The sequence below is a fragment of the Aurantimonas aggregata genome (assembly GCF_010500835.1).
GTDB lineage: Bacteria > Pseudomonadota > Alphaproteobacteria > Rhizobiales > Rhizobiaceae > Aurantimonas > Aurantimonas aggregata.
On record NZ_JAAAMJ010000003.1, the window covers coordinates 119,086 to 135,631 of the forward strand.

The 16,546-nt window shown below is 67.8% G+C and carries 15 protein-coding genes; 2 read left to right on the forward strand and 13 right to left on the reverse strand.

The window, feature by feature from the left end; translation table 11 throughout:
- Positions 1-49 precede the first annotated feature (49 nt).
- The 6 genes from GTW51_RS06775 to mutS form a co-directional block, all read right to left on the reverse strand.
- A complete protein-coding gene (locus GTW51_RS06775) occupies positions 50-541 on the reverse strand; it encodes a universal stress protein (RefSeq protein ID WP_163043141.1) in 492 nt (163 codons plus the stop codon).
- A gap of 101 nt (positions 542-642) precedes the next feature.
- Positions 643-1,710, reverse strand: a complete 1,068-nt coding sequence (gene trpS, locus GTW51_RS06780; RefSeq protein ID WP_163043142.1) for a tryptophan--tRNA ligase — start codon at positions 1,708-1,710, stop codon at positions 643-645.
- A gap of 69 nt (positions 1,711-1,779) precedes the next feature.
- Positions 1,780-3,420: a murein biosynthesis integral membrane protein MurJ gene (murJ, locus tag GTW51_RS06785; RefSeq protein WP_163043143.1), complete on the reverse strand. Its 1,641-nt coding sequence runs from the start codon at positions 3,418-3,420 to the stop codon at positions 1,780-1,782.
- Positions 3,417-6,281, reverse strand: coding sequence for a [protein-PII] uridylyltransferase (locus GTW51_RS06790; RefSeq protein ID WP_163043144.1), 2,865 nt, complete (start codon positions 6,279-6,281; stop codon positions 3,417-3,419). Before GTW51_RS06790 ends, murJ begins: the two co-directional genes overlap by 4 nt.
- 207 nt (positions 6,282-6,488) lie before the next feature.
- Positions 6,489-6,914 carry a hypothetical protein gene (locus GTW51_RS06795; protein ID WP_163043145.1) on the reverse strand — a complete coding sequence of 142 codons (426 nt, stop codon included), beginning with the start codon at positions 6,912-6,914 and terminating at the stop codon, positions 6,489-6,491.
- Positions 6,915-7,137: 223 nt separating this feature from the next.
- On the reverse strand, positions 7,138-9,813 hold the full coding sequence (mutS, locus tag GTW51_RS06800; RefSeq protein WP_246232724.1) for a DNA mismatch repair protein MutS: 2,676 nt from the start codon (positions 9,811-9,813) through the stop codon (positions 7,138-7,140).
- Between the two features lie 374 nt (positions 9,814-10,187).
- Here mutS and GTW51_RS06805 point away from each other — a divergent pair, with 374 nt between their 5' ends.
- Positions 10,188-10,466, forward strand: a complete 279-nt coding sequence (locus GTW51_RS06805) for a hypothetical protein (protein WP_163043146.1) — start codon at positions 10,188-10,190, stop codon at positions 10,464-10,466.
- 39 nt (positions 10,467-10,505) lie between these two features.
- On the opposite strand, the gene olsB is transcribed toward GTW51_RS06805, so the two are convergent.
- From olsB to GTW51_RS06830, 5 genes are all read right to left on the reverse strand, one after another.
- On the reverse strand, positions 10,506-11,426 hold the full coding sequence (gene olsB, locus GTW51_RS06810) for a l-ornithine N(alpha)-acyltransferase (RefSeq protein ID WP_163043147.1): 921 nt from the start codon (positions 11,424-11,426) through the stop codon (positions 10,506-10,508).
- A 119-nt stretch (positions 11,427-11,545) separates the two neighbouring features.
- A complete protein-coding gene (gene acuI / locus GTW51_RS06815) occupies positions 11,546-12,541 on the reverse strand; it encodes an acrylyl-CoA reductase (NADPH) (RefSeq protein ID WP_163043148.1) in 996 nt (331 codons plus the stop codon).
- A 68-nt stretch (positions 12,542-12,609) separates the two neighbouring features.
- The gene (lspA, locus tag GTW51_RS06820; RefSeq protein ID WP_246232726.1) at positions 12,610-13,122 is read right to left on the reverse strand and encodes a signal peptidase II; all 513 of its coding nucleotides are present in this window, start codon (positions 13,120-13,122) and stop codon (positions 12,610-12,612) included.
- Positions 13,119-13,985 (reverse strand): TrmH family RNA methyltransferase, encoded by an 867-nt coding sequence (locus GTW51_RS06825; RefSeq protein ID WP_163043150.1) that lies wholly within the window; start codon positions 13,983-13,985, stop codon positions 13,119-13,121. Before GTW51_RS06825 ends, lspA begins: the two co-directional genes overlap by 4 nt.
- Entirely contained in the window at positions 13,978-15,093 is a 1,116-nt protein-coding gene (locus GTW51_RS06830) for an RsmD family RNA methyltransferase (RefSeq protein ID WP_163043151.1), read from the reverse strand. The genes GTW51_RS06825 and GTW51_RS06830 overlap by 8 nt, the downstream gene beginning before the upstream one ends.
- A 125-nt stretch (positions 15,094-15,218) precedes the next feature.
- On the opposite strand from GTW51_RS06830, the gene GTW51_RS06835 reads away from it, so the two are divergent.
- Positions 15,219-15,695, forward strand: a complete 477-nt coding sequence (locus GTW51_RS06835; protein ID WP_163043152.1) for an SRPBCC family protein — start codon at positions 15,219-15,221, stop codon at positions 15,693-15,695.
- A gap of 43 nt (positions 15,696-15,738) precedes the next feature.
- Here the strand turns inward: GTW51_RS06835 and GTW51_RS06840 are convergent, their stop codons facing one another.
- Together GTW51_RS06840 and GTW51_RS06845 are read right to left on the reverse strand one after the other, a co-directional pair.
- A complete protein-coding gene (locus GTW51_RS06840; protein WP_163043153.1) occupies positions 15,739-16,107 on the reverse strand; it encodes a lipopolysaccharide assembly protein LapA domain-containing protein in 369 nt (122 codons plus the stop codon).
- A gap of 140 nt (positions 16,108-16,247) precedes the next feature.
- Positions 16,248-16,529 (reverse strand): integration host factor subunit beta, encoded by a 282-nt coding sequence (locus tag GTW51_RS06845; RefSeq protein ID WP_163043154.1) that lies wholly within the window; start codon positions 16,527-16,529, stop codon positions 16,248-16,250.
- Positions 16,530-16,546: the final 17 nt, after the last annotated feature.

The following is a 16,546-nucleotide window of genomic DNA, read 5'->3' on the forward strand; positions in this document are numbered from 1 at the left end:
GTGTACAGCGCAGCGCCGTTGATCGCAACATAAGGTGCGCGGGGCGCCATCAACAGAGGCTGGCGATATCCTCGTCTGTCAGCGTCGCCGGCACGATCGTCACCGGGATCGGGAAGGCGGCGCCCTTGCCGGCGACCGAGGACACCAGCGGCCCCGGCCCCTCGGACGCATCGCCGGAAGCCAGAACGAGGATGGCGATCTCGCGGTCCGCTTCGATCAATGCGTGGATCTCCTCGACGATCTTGCCTTCGCGCACGACCGTCTCCGGTTCGATCCCGACCTTCTCGCGCAATTCGTCCGCGACCTTGGCGAGCTTGGTGCCGGCTTCCTCGGCGGCTTCGGCCCGCATGATCTTCTCGACGCCCAACCAATGCTGGAAATCACCGGGCTCGATCACGAAGAGCAGGACGGCGCCGCCGCCGCTCGCCTTGGCGCGGTGCGCCGCATAGGAGGCGGCGCGCCCGCATTCGGGCGTGCCGTCGATGATCGCAAGGAACTTGCGCTTGCCGCCGGCATCCCGGCCAATTCGTCTTGATACCATGCCGGCAAGATGGCAGCGGCGATGCCCGGCGACAAGCGGCGGTGCCGCCCGCCCACATACTTTGCCGCATCGGGCGTACGGAGGCGGAGGCAGCCAGCCCCTCAGTCGTCGAGCAGGCCGATGATCTGCTTGACGTCCTTCATGGTCCGTTCGGCGATGGCGCCGGCGCGCTCGCCGCCGTCCTTGAGCACGGCGTCGATATGGCCGGGATCGGCCATCAGCCGGCGCATTTCCGACGTCACCGGCCCGAGCGTCTCGACCGCGAGGTCGACCAGCGCCGGCTTGAACTCGGAGAACTGGCGGCCGCCGAACTCGGCGAGGATGTCGGCCTTCGGCCGCTCGGCAAGCGCCGCGTAGATGCCGACGAGATTGTCGGCCTCCGGCCGGCCGGCGAGCCCCTCCAGCTCGGACGGCAGCGCGTCCGGGTCGGTCTTGGCCTTGCGGATCTTGCGGGCGATCGCCTCGGCGTCGTCGGTCAGGTTGATGCGCGACAGGTCCGAGGGATCGGATTTCGACATCTTCTTGGCGCCGTCCTTGAGGCTCATCACCCGGGTCGCCGGCCCGTCGATCAGCGGCTCGGTGATCGGGAAATAGCCGTTGACGGTCTCGTCGCCCATCGCCATCGGCACGCCGAGCCCGGCTGCGGCGATCTTCTGCGAGAAGTCGTTGTTGAACTTCGCGGCGATGTCGCGGGTCAGCTCCAGATGCTGCTTCTGGTCGTCGCCGACCGGCACCTGCGTGGCGCGGTAGAGCAGGATGTCGGCGGCCATCAGGCTCGGATAGGCGAGCAGGCCGAGCGAGGCGTTCTCGCGATCCTTGCCGGCCTTTTCCTTGAACTGGGTCATGCGGTTCATCCAGCCGATGCGCGCGACGCAGTTGAAGATCCAGGCAAGTTCGGCATGGCCGGAGACGCGGCTCTGGTTGAAGACGATGTGGCGCGCCGGATCGATGCCGGCGGCGAGGAAGGCCGCGGTGATCGAGCGGATCTGGCCCGGGAGGTCGTCATGGACGAGCTGCGCGGTGATCGCGTGGAGATCGACGACGCAATAGAGGCAGTCATGGCTCTCCTGCAGGGCGACGAACTTGCGGATCGCGCCCAGATAATTGCCGAGATGCAGATTGCCCGTCGGCTGGACGCCGGAAAAGACGCGGGGAGAAATGGCGCTCATGGGTCGCGGCTCCGGGGTCGGGAGATCAGGTGAAATCGCGGCGGGTTATGGCCGAGGGGCCGGCATCGATCAAGCGCTGCCTTCATCGGGGCCCGTGGCGGGAGGCGTCGGCCGGCGTCGCTTCACTACCGCGAAGAGCAGCCGGCGATCGGCCGCGCCGGTGGCGAGCGCCAGGCCGAAATAGATCGCCATGGCCGAAGCGACGAGGATGCCGATCGCCAGGATCTGGGTGGCCAGCGGGCTCCCCGGCCGGAGCCAGTCGTCCAGCTCCAGCATGGCGCCGACCAGCGCGGCGCCCATCACCAGCGAGCACAGGAGCGTCAGGGCCGAACGCCTGACGAGCTGCCGGTCGACCTCCCAGAGGCCCTTGCGATAGAGCCCGGCAAACAAGAGGCCGGCATTCAGCCAGCCGGCGATGGTGGTCGCCATCGCGATGCCGCGCTCGGCGAGGATCCCGAACAGGACGATCGACAGGACGATGTTGATGCCGGCGGAGAACAACGTGACATACATTGGCGTGCGGGTGTCCTCGCGGGCGAAATAGCCGGGCGAAAACACCTTGATCATGACGAAGGCCGGCAGGCCAAGGGCGAAGATGCCGAGAACCGCGGCGACGGCTGCCGTCGCCGAGGGTTCGAAAGCGCCGCGTTCGTAGATGACCCGGATGATCGGCTCGGGGATGATGAACAGGGCGACGGCGGCAGGCAGCGTCAGGAACAGCGCGAATTCGAGGCTCCGGTTCTGGGTGTGCTGGGCCTCGCGCAGATGCCCCGCCTTGAGGGCGCGGGCCAGCTCCGGCAAGAGCACGACGCCGATGGCAACGCCGACCATGCCGAGCGGCAGCTGGTACGGCCGGTCGGCATATTGCAGGATCGATACCGCCCCCGGCTTGAACGAGGCGACCGCCTGGCCGACGAACAGGTTGATCTGGGTGATACCGCCGATCAGCGCCGCGGGACCGGCGAGGACCAGCAACCGCTTCAGCCCCTTGGTCCAGCGCGGCCGGCCAAAGGCGATGCTGAAGCCGGCCATGCGCATGGCGATGACGACCATCGCCAGCTGCGCGAAGCCGGAAACCACGACGCCCCAACTCATCAGAAAACCGGTCGTCGCCTTGTCGACGCCCGCGTAGAGGCACCAGGCCAGGACCCCGATCAGGATGAAATTCAGCAGCGTCGGCGCGGCGGCCGCGGCGAAGAATCGCCGGAAGCTGTTGAGGATGCCGCTGACCATCGCCACCATCGACATGCAAGCCAGATAGGGGAACATGATGCGCGACAGCGTCACCGTCAGGTCGTAGCGGGCGGCGCAGGAGAGCATATCGCCGCCGGCCGCCGGGTCGTCGATGCAGGCGCTGAGGCCCGGCGCGATGATCGTCGAAACGAGAAACGGCATGAAGATCAGCGCGACGATGGTCAGCGTCACCAGCGTGGCGAGGAGGGTCGAAAAGACCTCGCTGGCAAAGCGTCTGGCGCCCGCATCGCCTTCTTCCTCCAGCGACCGGGCGAAAAGCGGAATGAAGGCTGCGTTGAAGGCCCCTTCGGCAAACAGCCGGCGGAACAGGTTGGGAAAGCGGAAGGCGAGGTTGAAGGCGTCGGCCACCGGCCCGACGCCCAGCGCCGAGGCCATCATCATCTCGCGGCCGAAGCCGAAGATCCGGGAGACCAGGGTCGCCCCGCCGACGGTCGCAAACTTGGAAAGGAGGCTCATCGAGCGGTAATGCCGAAGGCCCGCGGCGAGGACATGGCGACCAGCGAGGACACTTCGCCCTCGGGATTGTCGAACACCGCCTTCAGCCGCGCCTCGATCCGCTCGGCCCGCGAGTCCGACGTGATCTTGGTGCCGATCAGATCGGTCACGTAGAAGACGTCGACGACCTTCTCGCCATAAGTGGAGATGTGGGCCGAGCGGATGTCGAGATTGAGGTCGGAAATCGCCCCGGTGATGTCGGACAACAGGCCCGGCCGATCCAGCCCCTCGACCTCGATGACGGTAAACTGGTTCGACAGATCGTTGTCGAGCCGGATCCGCGGCGACAGGTTGAACAGCCGCGCGCCGCGCGAGGGCTTGCGGTGGGCGAGCAGGTTGGCGGGCACGTCGCGCCCCTGCAGCAGCCGCTCGATATTGTCGCAGATCCGCTCTGCCCGGCGAATCTCGTCGTCGTCGGACTCGAATTCGCGGTTCAGCATCATGACGTCGAGGGCGCGCCCGTCCGACATCGTGAAGATCTGCGCGTCGGCGATGTTCGCGCCTGCGCCGGCGCAGGCTCCGGCGAGCAGCGACAGGAGGCGCGGGTGGTCGGGCGCCAGCACCATGATCTCGGTGATGCCGTGGAAGCGATCGGTGCGGATGCTGGTCGAGAGCGGCCGCCCGTCGGACGCCTCGCGGAGAAACTCGGCGTGGCGCAGCTGCTCCTCGAGCGGGGTGGTGAGGAAATAGTTCGGGTAATGCAGATCGAGATAGGCGTCGCGTTCGGCATCGGGCCAGGCGGACAGCCGATCGGCCAGGCGCAGCCGCGCCCGGACGAGGCGCTCGCGCCGCGACGACTGGGTGAAGCCGCCGGTCAACGTCGGCTCGGTCTCGAGATAGAGGGTTCGCAGGAGCTGGCCCTTCCAGCCGTTCCAGACGCCCGGACCGACCGCCCTTATGTCGCAGACGGTCAGCACGGTCAGAAGCTTCAGCCGGTCGAGCGTGCGGACCTTCTCGGCAAAATCGAGGATCGTCTTGCGGTCGCTGAGGTCGCGCTGCTGCGCCGTCATCGACATGACCAGATGGTCCTCGACGAGCCAGGCGACGAGTTCGGTCTCCCTTTCGTCGAGGCCGAGCCGCGGGCAGAGCTCCCGGGCGATCTTCGCGCCGGCGATCGAATGATCCGCCGGCCGGCCCTTGGCGATGTCGTGCAGGAGCAGCGCCACATAGAGCGGCGTGCGGTCCTTCAGCGCGTTGACGAAGCCGGAGGCCAGCGGCAGCTCGTCGGCGAGATGCCCGTGCTCGATCAGCGACAGCGTATCGATCGTGCGCAGCAGGTGCTCGTCCACCGTGTAGTGGTGGTACATGTTGAACTGCATCATCGCGACGATCCTGCCGAAATCGGGGATGAAGCGGCCGAGCACGCCGGCCTCGTTCATCCGCCGCAGATGCAGCGCCGGGTCGAAGCGGTCGGTCAGGACGTCGAGGAACAGGCTGTTGGCGTCGTGGTTCTCGCGCAGCGCCGCGTCCACCAGCCGCAGCGAGCGGCGGATCAGCTTCAGCGCGTCCGGGTGGTATTCGAGCTGGTGCATCGCCGCGAGGCGGAAGATGCGGATGAGATTGACCGGATCGTCGCGGAAGACGTTGGGCCCGGTGACGTTGATGCGGTTGTTGTCGATGTGGAAATCGAGCGTGCCCGGGATTTTGCGGGCGCGGCCGCGCAGGCTGCGCACGAAGCCCTTCAGGCCGGGCGCGGCCTTGGCGTGCTCCTCTTCCAGCGCCGCGCAGAAGATGCGCGTCAGATCGCCGACATCCTTGGCGATCAGGAAGTAGTGCTTCATGAAGCGCTCGACGTCCTTCAAGCCGGGATGGCTGTTGTAGCCGAGCCGCTTGGCGATCTCCGGCTGCAGGTCGAAGGCGAGCCGCTCTTCCGCCTTACCTGTGGCGAAATGCATGTGGCAGCGCACCGCCCAGAGGAAGTCTTCCGCCTTGACGAACAGGCGCCATTCGCGCCGCGAGAACACGCCCGCCTCGACCAGCGCCTCGGCCGTGGAGACCCGGTAATGATACTTGGCGATCCAGAACAGCGTGTGCAGGTCGCGCAGGCCGCCCTTGCCCTCCTTGACGTTCGGCTCGACCAGATAGCGGGTGTTGCCACTCTTGGCGTGCCGCGCCTCGCGCTCGGCGAGCTTGGCGGCGATGAACTCCTCGCTGGTGCCGGCAACGACCTCCGCGTCGAAGCGGCGGCCGAGTTCGGCGAACAGCTCGACGTCGCCGGCGACGAGCCAGCGCTCCAGGATCGAGGTGCGGATGGTGAAATCGGCACGCGCCAGCTTGATGCACTCGTCCACCGTGCGGGACGCGTGGCCGACCTTGAAGCCGAGATCCCACAGCATGTAGAGCAGATATTCGGCGACCTGCTCGCCAAGCGCGGACTGCTTGTAGGGCAGCACGAACAACAGATCGATGTCCGAGCCCGGTGCCAGCGTGCCGCGGCCATAGCCGCCGACCGCCACCACCGCCATGCGCTCGCCGACGCTGAGATTGGCTGTCTGGAACACGTGCCGGATGGCGTAGTCGTGGATCTCGCGCACCACCACGTCCTGCACCGAGGCCAGCTTGCGGGCGCAGAGCAGGCCGCTGCCGTCCTCGAAGAGGGCTTCCTCGATCGCTGTACGGGCGTCCGCGATGATCTGCTTCAGGAGCGCGAGGATCTTCAGGCGAGCCGCAGGGGACGCGCCGTTCGCGCCGTCACCGGCAGCGATCGCAGCAAGGCCGCCGCGCAACGTCTCGATATCCAGAATGCCGACGAGATCGATTTCCTCGACATCCGCCGGGATCTGGCGCTTTGCGGGAAGGGACCTCGCTTCGATCAACGACATTCACGTTCCTGGATGCGTATTCGCCGGGATGCGGACTGGCCCGCCTGGGCAGCCTATAAACGACTTGCCGGCCAGGCGCGACACCACAGGTCAGCGATGGCCTTGGCCCAAGGACCCGCAACTGCCGGAAACGCAAAAAGGGCCGCCCGCATGGGACGACCCTTCACAACTCCCGGCGTTCTGGGACGCCGGCTTATCGCTCAAAGCTTACTCAGCAGCTTCGGTCGAGGACTCGTCCTGCAGAGCCTCGCCTTCCTGCGTCGTCGGCTCCTGGCCGGGCGTAAAGGTCGCGCCGGAACCCGGCACGATCGCGCCGCCCGTTGCCGGCTCGGCCATCGTGCCGCTGGTCGTCTCGGCGTCGGTGCCCTCGGCAACGCCCTCGCGCTCGGCAGCGCGGTTCAGCTCGCGCTCGGCGTCATTGCCCGGAACGATCGTGTCCGACTCGGGCGAAGCGGCAGACGGAGCGACAGACGTGCCTGGCTCGGCAGCGACTGCGTCACGCTCGGCGGCGTTGTCCTCTTCGATGACGGTCTCCGAACCCGGAACAGCCGGCGTGCCGGACTGGGCGAAAGCCGGAAGCGCGAAAGACGAAGCGCCAATCAGCATGGCAGAGATAAGAGCGGTCTTCTTCATTTCGTAAAAACCTTTCATCTAGCGCTGGCCACACGAAATATCGTGTACTCCCAGCAACTGGTGTCAAACACCGTGATCGGGAATAGAAACGATGCAACCACAACTGGGTTCCACCGTGAGAGGCTTCATCCTGATCCACAAATCTGCATGGATCGCGCCCCGTTGAGGAAATGAATGCATCAATTGCTGGATGGTTCCCATGAGACGGCAGCTTTGCTCCGCGTCATTGTTGGCCAGCCAGTCCCTTCAAACGATAAAGCGCGTCCAGCGCCTCGCGCGGCGACAGCGCATCGGGATCGAGCGCGGCGAGTGCCTCGGTCATCGGTGCCGGCAGGGACGCAACCGACGCAGGGGCGCGCCGGGCGACCGCGGAGAACAACGGCAGATCGTCCACCAGCGCCGTGCGGCGGCCGGCCTGCTCACCTTTTTCCAGTTCTTCCAGCACGTGCCGTGCCCGCTCCACGACCGATGGCGGCAGACCCGCAAGCTTGGCGACCTGGATGCCGTAGGAGCGGTCGGCGACGCCGGGCTTGACCTCGTGCAGGAAGACCACGTCGCCCTCCCACTCCTTCACCCGCATCGTCGCATTGCGCATGCGGGCAAGGCGGGCGGCGAGCGCCGTCATCTCGTGGAAATGCGTGGCGAAGAGCGCGCGGCAGCGATTGACCTCGTGCAGGTGTTCGACGGCGGCGAAGGCGATTGACAGGCCGTCATAGGTCGCGGTGCCCCGGCCGATCTCGTCGAGGATGACCAGGGCCCGCTCCCCCGCCTGGTTGAGGATCGCCGCGGTCTCGACCATCTCGACCATGAAGGTCGAGCGCCCCTCGGCGAGATCGTCGGAGGCGCCGACCCGGGAGAACAGCCGGTCGACGACGCCGATATGCGCCTTGGTCGCCGGAACGTAGGAGCCGACCTGCGCCAGCACCGCGATCAGAGCGTTCTGGCGCAGGAAGGTCGACTTGCCGCCCATGTTCGGCCCGGTGATCAGCCAGATCGCCCCCGGCCCACCATCGGACGGCGGCGAAAGGTCGCAGTCGTTGGCGACGAAGGGATGGCCGCTGCCGGCCTTCAGCGCCGCCTCGACCACCGGGTGGCGGCCACAGTCGACGGCGAAGGCGAGACTGTCGTCGACCACCGGCGCCACCCAGTCGTCGGCGACGGCGAGTTCGGCGAGCGCGGCGGAGACGTCGAGCACCGCCAGTGCCGCCGCGCCCTGCCGCAGCGCCTCGGCGGCGGCCTCGACCTGCCCAGCAAGGCGATCGAAGCATTCGAGCTCGAGCCGCAGCGCTTCGGCCGCCGCACCGGCGATGCGGCTCTCGAGTTCGGCGAGTTCGCTGGTCGAGAACCGCATGGCCGATGCCATGGTCTGGCGATGGACGAAGTCGCCGACGCCGACCAGCGCCCGTCCCTTTTCGTCACCCACCTCGATGAAATAGCCAAGCACGTTGTTGTGCTTGATCCGCAGATTGCGGATGCCGGTCTCGGCGGCGTAGCGGCCCTGCAGCTCGGCGACGACGCGGCGGACGTCCTCGCGCAGCGTGCGCGCTTCGTCGAGCGCCGGCAACGCCCCCTCCCGCACGAAGCCGCCGTCGCGCCGGAGCAGCGGCACGCTGTCGGCGAGCAGCCGCGACAACTCGGCGAGAAGATCGCCGGGCATTGCGGCGAGGGCATTCCGTCGCATCGCCAGTTCCGAAGGCAGATCGTCGCCAAACATTGCGCCGATCGCCAGGGCCGCCACCAGCCCGTCGCGGATGGCGGCGAGGTCGCGCGGCCCGCCCCGTCCGAGCGACAGGCGCGACAGCGCCCGCTCGATGTCCGGCAGGCCGGAAAGCGCCTCGCGCAAATTCTGGCGGAGCGGCGCCGCGTCGACGAACCAGCCGACCGAGGCGTGCCGTTCCCGGATCGCCGCCGGATCGGTCAGGGGCGCGGCGAGCCGGCCGGCGAACAGCCGCGCCCCTGCCCCCGTGCGGGTGCGATCGATGGCCGAGAGGAGGCTGCCCTGGCGCTTGCCGGCAGTCGTGCGGGTTAATTCGAGCGATGCCCGCGTCGCCGGGTCGATCTGCATCAGCGAGCCGGCGACGATCCGCTCCGGCCGCTGCAGTCCCGGCCGCGCCGCCATCTGGGTCTTGCCGAGATAGGCGATCAGCGCTGCCGCCGCCGACAGCTCGGTGCGGGAAAAGCCGCCGAAACCTTCCAGCGTGGCGACACCGAAGAAGCGGCAGACCCGCTCCTCGGCGGTGGTGCCGTCGAACAGCGTCTGCGGTTCCGGCTGGATCCGGCGGCCGTAGCGCCGAAAGATCGGCTGCAGCGCCGGCTCGTGGAACACCGGCTCGGCGACGACGATCTCGGAGGGCTCGATCGCCGCGATGTCCGCCTCGAGCTGCGCCCGGCCCGATTCGGCGAGCCGGAACGTGCCGGTCGACAGGTCGGTCCAGGCGAGCGCGTAGGTGGCATTCTCGCCGCTGCCGCCGAGACGGGCCAGCGCCATCAGGAAGTTCGGCCGGCCTGGGTCGAGCAGCGCTTCCTCGGTGATCGTGCCGGGCGTCACCAGCCGGACGACGTCGCGCCGCACAACCGATTTGCCGCCGCGCTTGCGGGCTTCCGCCGGATCCTCGATCTGCTCGCAGACGGCGACGCGGTAGCCGAGGCCGATCAGGCGCTGCAGATATTCGTCGGACGAAACCACCGGCACACCGGCCATCGGAATGTCGGCACCCAGATGCTTGCCGCGCCTGGTCAGCGCTATCCCGAGGGCGCGCGAGGCTTCGACCGCGTCGTCGAAGAACATCTCGTAGAAATCGCCCATCCTGTAGAACAGCAGGCAATCGGGATTGGCCGCCTTGATCTCGATGTACTGCGCCATCATCGGCGTCGCGGCCGCGTCCTTGTCGATCGTCATCGGTCGGATCGATCCTTCCCTCGCCGGCGCCGAGCCGCGCGCGCCGCGTGGCAGTCGGGCTTGCGCCTGCCCCCGCTTAGCTTTGCGACCACCCTGAGAAAAGGGGTCAGCCCGACAATCCCAAAGCCAGGGCGGCCGGGGCATGACATCGACGGCAGCCGTTCGCCGAAAATTTCGGTCGGGCAGCGATCGACAATCCTTGCGGCGCCTGTCGCGACGACGTGATCGACGGGACCTGACAACTTGCAACCGGCAACGGTTGCGTCCCGGCAAACGAGACGCCATCTTCTGCCCGGTCAGGCGCCGTTCATCGGTGATGTGGCAAGGGTGTCGTCGCGCCCGCCCCCTGGCGTCGGACGCACAAGGACAGATGCATGATGTCGAGACCCGTTCTACTGGCCCTTGCCCTCCTCGCCGCGACGGCGGGCACGCCCGCATGGGCACAGGACAGCGTCAATGTCCTGCAGTTCGCCCTGTCGAACCCGACCGACAACGCGCAGATGGCAACGCCGCCTTCCCTGGGAGATTCCGTGCCGCAATCGGTGGCGCTGCGGCAGCCCGATCCGAACTCCTCGCTGGCGTATTTCTACTACAACGGACAGCCGGTGATCGTCGATCTGAAGACGCGCAGCGTCGTGCGGGTCGGTCAGTAGGCCGACCGTTCCCGATCGCCGCGATCCGAGGGCGGTCCGTCAGGCGGCAAAGCGCCCGGCGTCGGCGCCGTAATGGCCAATATAGCGGGGATTGATCCGCTCGCGCGGCAGCACGACCAAGACGTCGGTCGTGCCGAACTGGTGGTCGACGACCGCGCCTTCGCCGATATAGCCACCGACCCGCAGATAGCCCTTGAGCAGCGGCGGCAGATCCGCCAGCGCCCGGCGCGGATCGGCGATCTGGACACTGCTCGACAGGAACGTCCCGCGACTCGGCAGTGCGCGGACGTGCCACTCCGCCGGCGCGGCGGCATTCTCGCGCAGGAAGGCGAGGCGCGCGGCCAGCGCTTCGGGATCGGTGCCGGCGAGCGAGGCACAGCCGAACATCGCATCGATGTCGTGGGCGAGCACGTAGCTCCAGATCCCCTGCCACAGCAGCTCGACCGTGCGCTTGCCGCGGTATTCCTTTAACACGCACGAGCGGCCGAGTTCGAGGAACCGCTTGCCCTTGTGGCGCGCCAGCATCGGACCGATGTCGAATTCCTGTGCGGTGTAGAAGCCGCCGGCGAGCGCCGCCGCATCGCTGCGCATCAGCCGGTAGGTGCCGACGATGCGCTCGGTGATCGGGCCGGTGCGCGACTGGTCGATCACCAGCAGATGGTCGCAATAGCGGTCGAAGCCGTCGCGGTCGCGCCGCGTCATCTTCTGGAACTTCGATGGTTGCGCGCTCATCTCCTCGTAGAAGATTCGGTAACGCAGCTGCTGCGCCGCCTTGACCTCGGCGGGGCTGCGGGCGAGCCGGACCTCGAGTTGGCCGATGCGTCCCAGCACCGGCGCCACGGCATCGAAGCGCCGCACCAGATGGCGCATCTTCGCCGGCACGAAGCGCATCACGACGCCGCCGAAATTCAGCGATGTGGGTCGCAGACCCAAGCCCGGCTTCGTGCCCAAAGCGTCCATCGCATCCTCCGTTGGGCCAACCCCTGCCGATAGCCCTTACGGCGGCTCGGCGAAAATTTTATGACTGACCCGGTTTTCATTATCGCAGGCGCCCCGCCCGGGGACAATGGACCGCCCGATCATGCTTGCATGTCGACGACCACGCGGCCCCGGATCCGGCCCTCGACGATCGCCTTCGCCGTGTCGACGATCGCGTCGAAACCGATCTCCGTAGTGATGGCGCCGAGCCGTGCCGCGTCGAGATCGCGCGCGAGACGTCCCCAGGCCTCGACCCGGCGCTGCTTCGGCGCCATCACCGAATCGATCCCGAGCAACGAGACGCCGCGCAGGATGAAGGGCGCGACGCTTGCGGGCAGGTCCATGCCCTGGGCGAGGCCGCAACAGGCGACCACGCCGCCATAGCTTGTCGCGGCCAGGACGTTCGCCAAAGTGTGGCTGCCGACGGCGTCGATGCCGGCCGCCCAGCGTTCCTTGCCGAGCGGCTTGCCCGGCTCGGAGAGCTCCGACCTGTCAATGATCTCGGCGGCGCCGAGGTCGCGCAGCCAGTCCGCCTCGCCCGGTCGGCCGGTCGAGGCGACGACGTGCCAGCCGAGCCCCGCCAAAAGCGCCACCGCGACCGAGCCGACGCCGCCCGCCGCCCCGGTGACCACCACCGGCCCGCTGTCCGGCGTCATGCCTGCTCGCTCCAGCGCCATGACGCTGAGCATCGCCGTATAGCCGGCGGTGCCGATCGCCATCGCCTCCATCGCCGTGAAGCGCTCCGGCAGGGCGACGAGCCATTCGCCCCTGAGCCGCGCCCGCCCGGCATAGGCGCCATGGTGGGTCTCGCCGACGCCCCAGCCATTGAGGATGACGCGGTCGCCCGGCTGCCAGTCCGGATGCGCGGAGGTGATCACGGTACCGGCGAGGTCGATGCCGGGAATCAGCGGCCAGCGCCGCACCACCGGCGCCTTGCCGGTGATTGCCAGCCCGTCCTTGTAGTTGACGGTGGTGGCCTCGACGGCGACGTCGACATCGCCGTCCATCAGCTGGTCCGGCGTCATCTCGACGATGTCGACGGACTGGTTCCTAGCCTCGTCGCGGGAAATCAAGATCGCCCTGAATGTCTCGCTCATCGCTTCCTCCCAGGCGCCGGCGAGATGCCGGCGGTGTCGTCCGAGACGAAGGGCGGCGGCATCCGATGTCAATCGCCGGGCGCGGCTCCGTCGGCCCGGCGGGCACGGCGCGCCTCGCGCGGCGCGAGAATGAACTCGTCGACCAGGATGATGATGGCGCCGACGGTGATGAAGGCGTCAGCGAGGTTGAAGACCGCGAAGTCCCAGACCGGGGTGTGGAAATAGATGTAGTCGACGACATAGCCGAGGCTGACGCGGTCGATGAGGTTGCCGATGGCGCCGCCGACGATGATGGCGAGGCCGAAATGCGTCAGCCGGCGCTCGGCGGGTGTCTTGTACCAGAGATAGAGCACGACGATCAGCACGACACCGGCGATCAGCGACAGGCTGACATCGCTCAGCCCCGAGAACATCGAGAAGGCGATGCCGGTATTGCGGGCGTGGTAGAGCGCCAGGACGGGGAGAAGCTCGATGGCCTCGCCGAGGCCCATGGTTGCCACGACGAGGGCCTTGATCGCCTGGTCGGCGACGACGGCCAGGATGACGATGACGAGGCCAGAAACGAACAGGCGACGGTTCAAAGCCTGAGGCTCCCGCGCCTTGCCTCGAACAGCATGACCCCGGTGGCGATGGCGAGGTTGAGACTGTCGGCGCGGCCCGCCTGGGGGATGCGTGCGAGCACGTCGCATGCCTTGGCCAGCGCCTCGGTCAGGCCCGCCTGCTCGTTGCCCATCACCAGCAGCGTCGGCTGGGCGTCGTATTTCGGCGTCCGGTAATCAACCGTGCCTTCCATGTGGGTGCCGACGACGAGGCCGCGGAAGCGGGCGCGCCATTCGAGGAACTCCGCCTCGCTCACCCGCGCCAGCGGCACAGAGAAGATCGAGCCCATCGTGGCGCGCACGGTCTCCAGCGAGAACGGGTCGACGCTGTCGCCGATGACGATCACGCCTTTGGCGCCGACAGCGTCGGCAGTCCTGAGCACGGTGCCGAGATTGCCGGGATCGCGCACCCGGTCGAGCGCGACGATGACGTCGCCCTTGCCGGCCTCGAGCTGGGCGAGTTGCGTCAGCCGTCGCTTGAACACCCCGACGGCGCTCTGCGGGTTGTCGCGCCGGGTGATGGCCTCCAGCACCTTGTTGTTCGCCTCCAGCACGTCGGCGCCAAGGGCGACGGTGCGGGCCGCCGTGCGCTCCAGCAGTTCGTGGCCGGACGCGGACTTGGCGATGACCAGCGTCTGGATCTGCCAGCCGGCATCGAGCGCGTCGACGACGAGCTTCAGCCCCTCGGCGAGAAACAGCCCGGTCTCCTCGCGATGGCGCTTCTGGGCCAGCGAACGGATGTCCTTGACGATCGGGTTGGAGACGCTGGAGACCTCCTTGACCCGGCCGGGGGCGTTGGTAGGCGGGAGCCGGGTCCGGCCGTCCGTTGGGGGCTTGTCAGACATGATCGGGGGTCCAGCGGCAGAAGAGGGAAGTTGAAAGGAGGCGCGGCTCGTCGCCGGCCTCGCGAATGACGAGCTCGCCCGATTCGGCGGTGCCGCCGAGGCCGCGGAAGGCCTCGCCGGTCAGCGCGGACAGGGCATAGAACGACGCCCGGATCGAATAGGCGGTGAGGATGACGAGGAGCGGGCGGTCCGACAGCAAAGCGCGGGTCAGCGAGAGCAGATAGGGTAGGTCCTCGAAGAGCTGCCAGACCTCGCCCTTGGGTCCGCGGCCGAAGCGCGGCGGATCGAGCAGGATCACGTCGTACCGGCTGCCGCGCTTGACCTCGCGCTCGGCGTAGCGGACCGCGTCCTCGCAGATCCAGCGGATCGGGCTCGATTCGAGGCCCGCGACTTCCTGGTTCTCGCGCGCCCAGGCGATCGCCTTCTTGGACGCGTCGACATGCGTCACCTCGGCGCCGGCGCGGGCTCCGAGCAGCGAGGCGACGCCGGTATAGCCGAAGAGATTGAGCATGCGCACCGGGCGCTGGCCGCCGGCCAGCGCCGCCGTGATCGCCGCCTCGGTGGAGCGCCAGTGCACCGCCTGCTCGGGAAACACGCCGACATGGCGATAGGAGGTGAAGCGGCCGAGATAATCGACGCCTTCCTGGACCAGCGGCCAGGTCTCGCCCAGCGGCCCGTTCGGAAAGCGCCAGCGTCCGGTGCCTTCCTCGTCGGTATCGCCGGTGAAGATCGCATCGGCTCCGTCCCAGGCCGCATCCGGCAGGCGCTTCTGCCAGATCGCCTGGTTCTCCGGACGGCGCACCGTCAGCGGCCCGTAGCGCTCGAGCTTCTCGCCGGCGCCGGAATCCAGCAGCGCATAATCGGCCGACGGCTCAACGGTGAGGATCACCGGCTCGCGCGGCACCGGGCGGGGACCGTTCGGACGCGGCAGGTCGAGGGCCCGCACCGGTGGATCGCCGATGGCCGGTCTCGTGCGGGGGGCATCGTCGCCGCCCGGCGGACGCGGCGCGTCGTTCGGCCGGGCGCGCGGTCCGCGCGAAGCCGTACCGTTCGGGCTCGAATCCGTATGAGGGCCGGGCCGCCGCGCTCGCGCCAAGGCAAACTCCATGCTTTCGATGTCGGGATTTAGGTCATTAGCGGTTCCGGCATGCTTGGCAAAGCCGGCAAAAACGTGATTCTAGATCGGACGACGAGCGAGTAACGCCGACACGCAAGGCGCAAGGGAGGGTTTCGATGGATCTCAAGGGCGAATACCGGCTGCCGGCACCGCGGGAAACGGTCTGGGCGGCGCTCAACGACCCGGATGTTCTGAAGAGCTGCATCCCAGGCTGCGAAAGCCTGGAGATGACCGGCGAGAACATGATGGCGGCGACCGTGACGATGAAGATCGGGCCGGTGAAGGCGAAATTCTCCGGCGAGGTCCGGCTGGAAAACATCAACGCGCCGGAGAGCTATTCGATCGTCGGCGAAGGCAAGGGCGGCATCGCGGGCTTCGCCAAGGGCGGCGCCGACGTGCGGCTCGAGGAAGACGGAGCCGAGACGATCCTCACCTACGACGTCAATGCGCAGGTCGGCGGCAAGATCGCCCAGCTCGGCGGGCGGATGATCGATTCCACCGCCAAGAAGCTGGCCGGGCAGTTCTTCGACTGTTTCGTCGAGAAGGTCTCCGGGCCGCAGGCGACGGCCGAGGGCGAAACCGTCACGGTCTGAGCGGGACGCTCCGTGCGACGCCGCCCCGCGAAGGGCGCGGCGTTCAGGCGGCCTGCGAGGAGACCAGTGCCGTCGAGCCGGAATTGGTGCGGACGCGCTCTTCCTCGATCTGGCGCAGCTTGGCGCGGCTTTCATCGGCCTCGCGGCGCAGCCGTTCGACCTCGTATTTGCGCTTCCATGACTTGCGGCGGTAGTGCGCCTGGGTGAACCAGGTGCCGAGCCCGCCGAGGACGACGCCGAGAATGACGGCGCCCATCAACAGCAGGAACAGCGGCGCGGCGAACACGAGCTGCGGCATGTTGCCGATCGGGTCCAGCGAGACCGGGACTGCCTGGCGGTTGGCGACGCAGAACACCACCAGCAGGATCGCCAGCGGGATGAGAATGACGAGGGTGAGGATTCTCGAGATCATGGGCTCCGCCTCGCGCCCGCCCCGTCACCGGGCACGGGCTGTGTTGTCGGCGGCATCGGCCGCCACAGACTGAGAAACAAACATGGGCGTCGCGCCCCTGCCGTCAACGCCGAGGTGCGTCTGGCGCACGCCTTGAGCGCCTAGCGGCCGTTCAGTCGCTCGCGCAATTCCTTGCCGGCCTTGAAGAACGGCACCCACTTCTCCTCCACCTCGACGGCCTCGCCGGTACGCGGATTGCGCCCCGAACGGGGCGGCCGGTTCTTCACGGAGAAAGCCCCGAAGCCACGCAGCTCGACGCGGTTCGACTCGCAGAGCGCCGACGTGACCTCGTCGAAGATGGCGTTGACGATGGTCTCGACGTCGCGCTGGTAGAGATGGGGGTTGCGGCTGGCGATCGCCTGCACGAGTTCCGACTTGATCAAGACGAGTTCCCCTTCCC

Coding starts and splice junctions, on each gene's coding strand:
- GTW51_RS06775 (WP_163043141.1), bottom strand. CDS start 541: ATGGTATCAAGACGAATTGGCCGGGATGCCGGCGGCAAGCGCAAGTTC.
- trpS (WP_163043142.1), bottom strand. CDS start 1,710: ATGAGCGCCATTTCTCCCCGCGTCTTTTCCGGCGTCCAGCCGACGGGC.
- murJ (WP_163043143.1), bottom strand. CDS start 3,420: ATGAGCCTCCTTTCCAAGTTTGCGACCGTCGGCGGGGCGACCCTGGTC.
- GTW51_RS06790 (WP_163043144.1), bottom strand. CDS start 6,281: ATGTCGTTGATCGAAGCGAGGTCCCTTCCCGCAAAGCGCCAGATCCCG.
- GTW51_RS06795 (WP_163043145.1), bottom strand. CDS start 6,914: ATGAAGAAGACCGCTCTTATCTCTGCCATGCTGATTGGCGCTTCGTCT.
- mutS (WP_246232724.1), bottom strand. CDS start 9,813: ATGACGATCGACAAGGACGCGGCCGCGACGCCGATGATGGCGCAGTAC.
- GTW51_RS06805 (WP_163043146.1), top strand. CDS start 10,188: ATGATGTCGAGACCCGTTCTACTGGCCCTTGCCCTCCTCGCCGCGACG.
- olsB (WP_163043147.1), bottom strand. CDS start 11,426: ATGGACGCTTTGGGCACGAAGCCGGGCTTGGGTCTGCGACCCACATCG.
- acuI (WP_163043148.1), bottom strand. CDS start 12,541: ATGAGCGAGACATTCAGGGCGATCTTGATTTCCCGCGACGAGGCTAGG.
- GTW51_RS06825 (WP_163043150.1), bottom strand. CDS start 13,985: ATGTCTGACAAGCCCCCAACGGACGGCCGGACCCGGCTCCCGCCTACC.
- GTW51_RS06830 (WP_163043151.1), bottom strand. CDS start 15,093: ATGGAGTTTGCCTTGGCGCGAGCGCGGCGGCCCGGCCCTCATACGGAT.
- GTW51_RS06835 (WP_163043152.1), top strand. CDS start 15,219: ATGGATCTCAAGGGCGAATACCGGCTGCCGGCACCGCGGGAAACGGTC.
- GTW51_RS06840 (WP_163043153.1), bottom strand. CDS start 16,107: ATGATCTCGAGAATCCTCACCCTCGTCATTCTCATCCCGCTGGCGATC.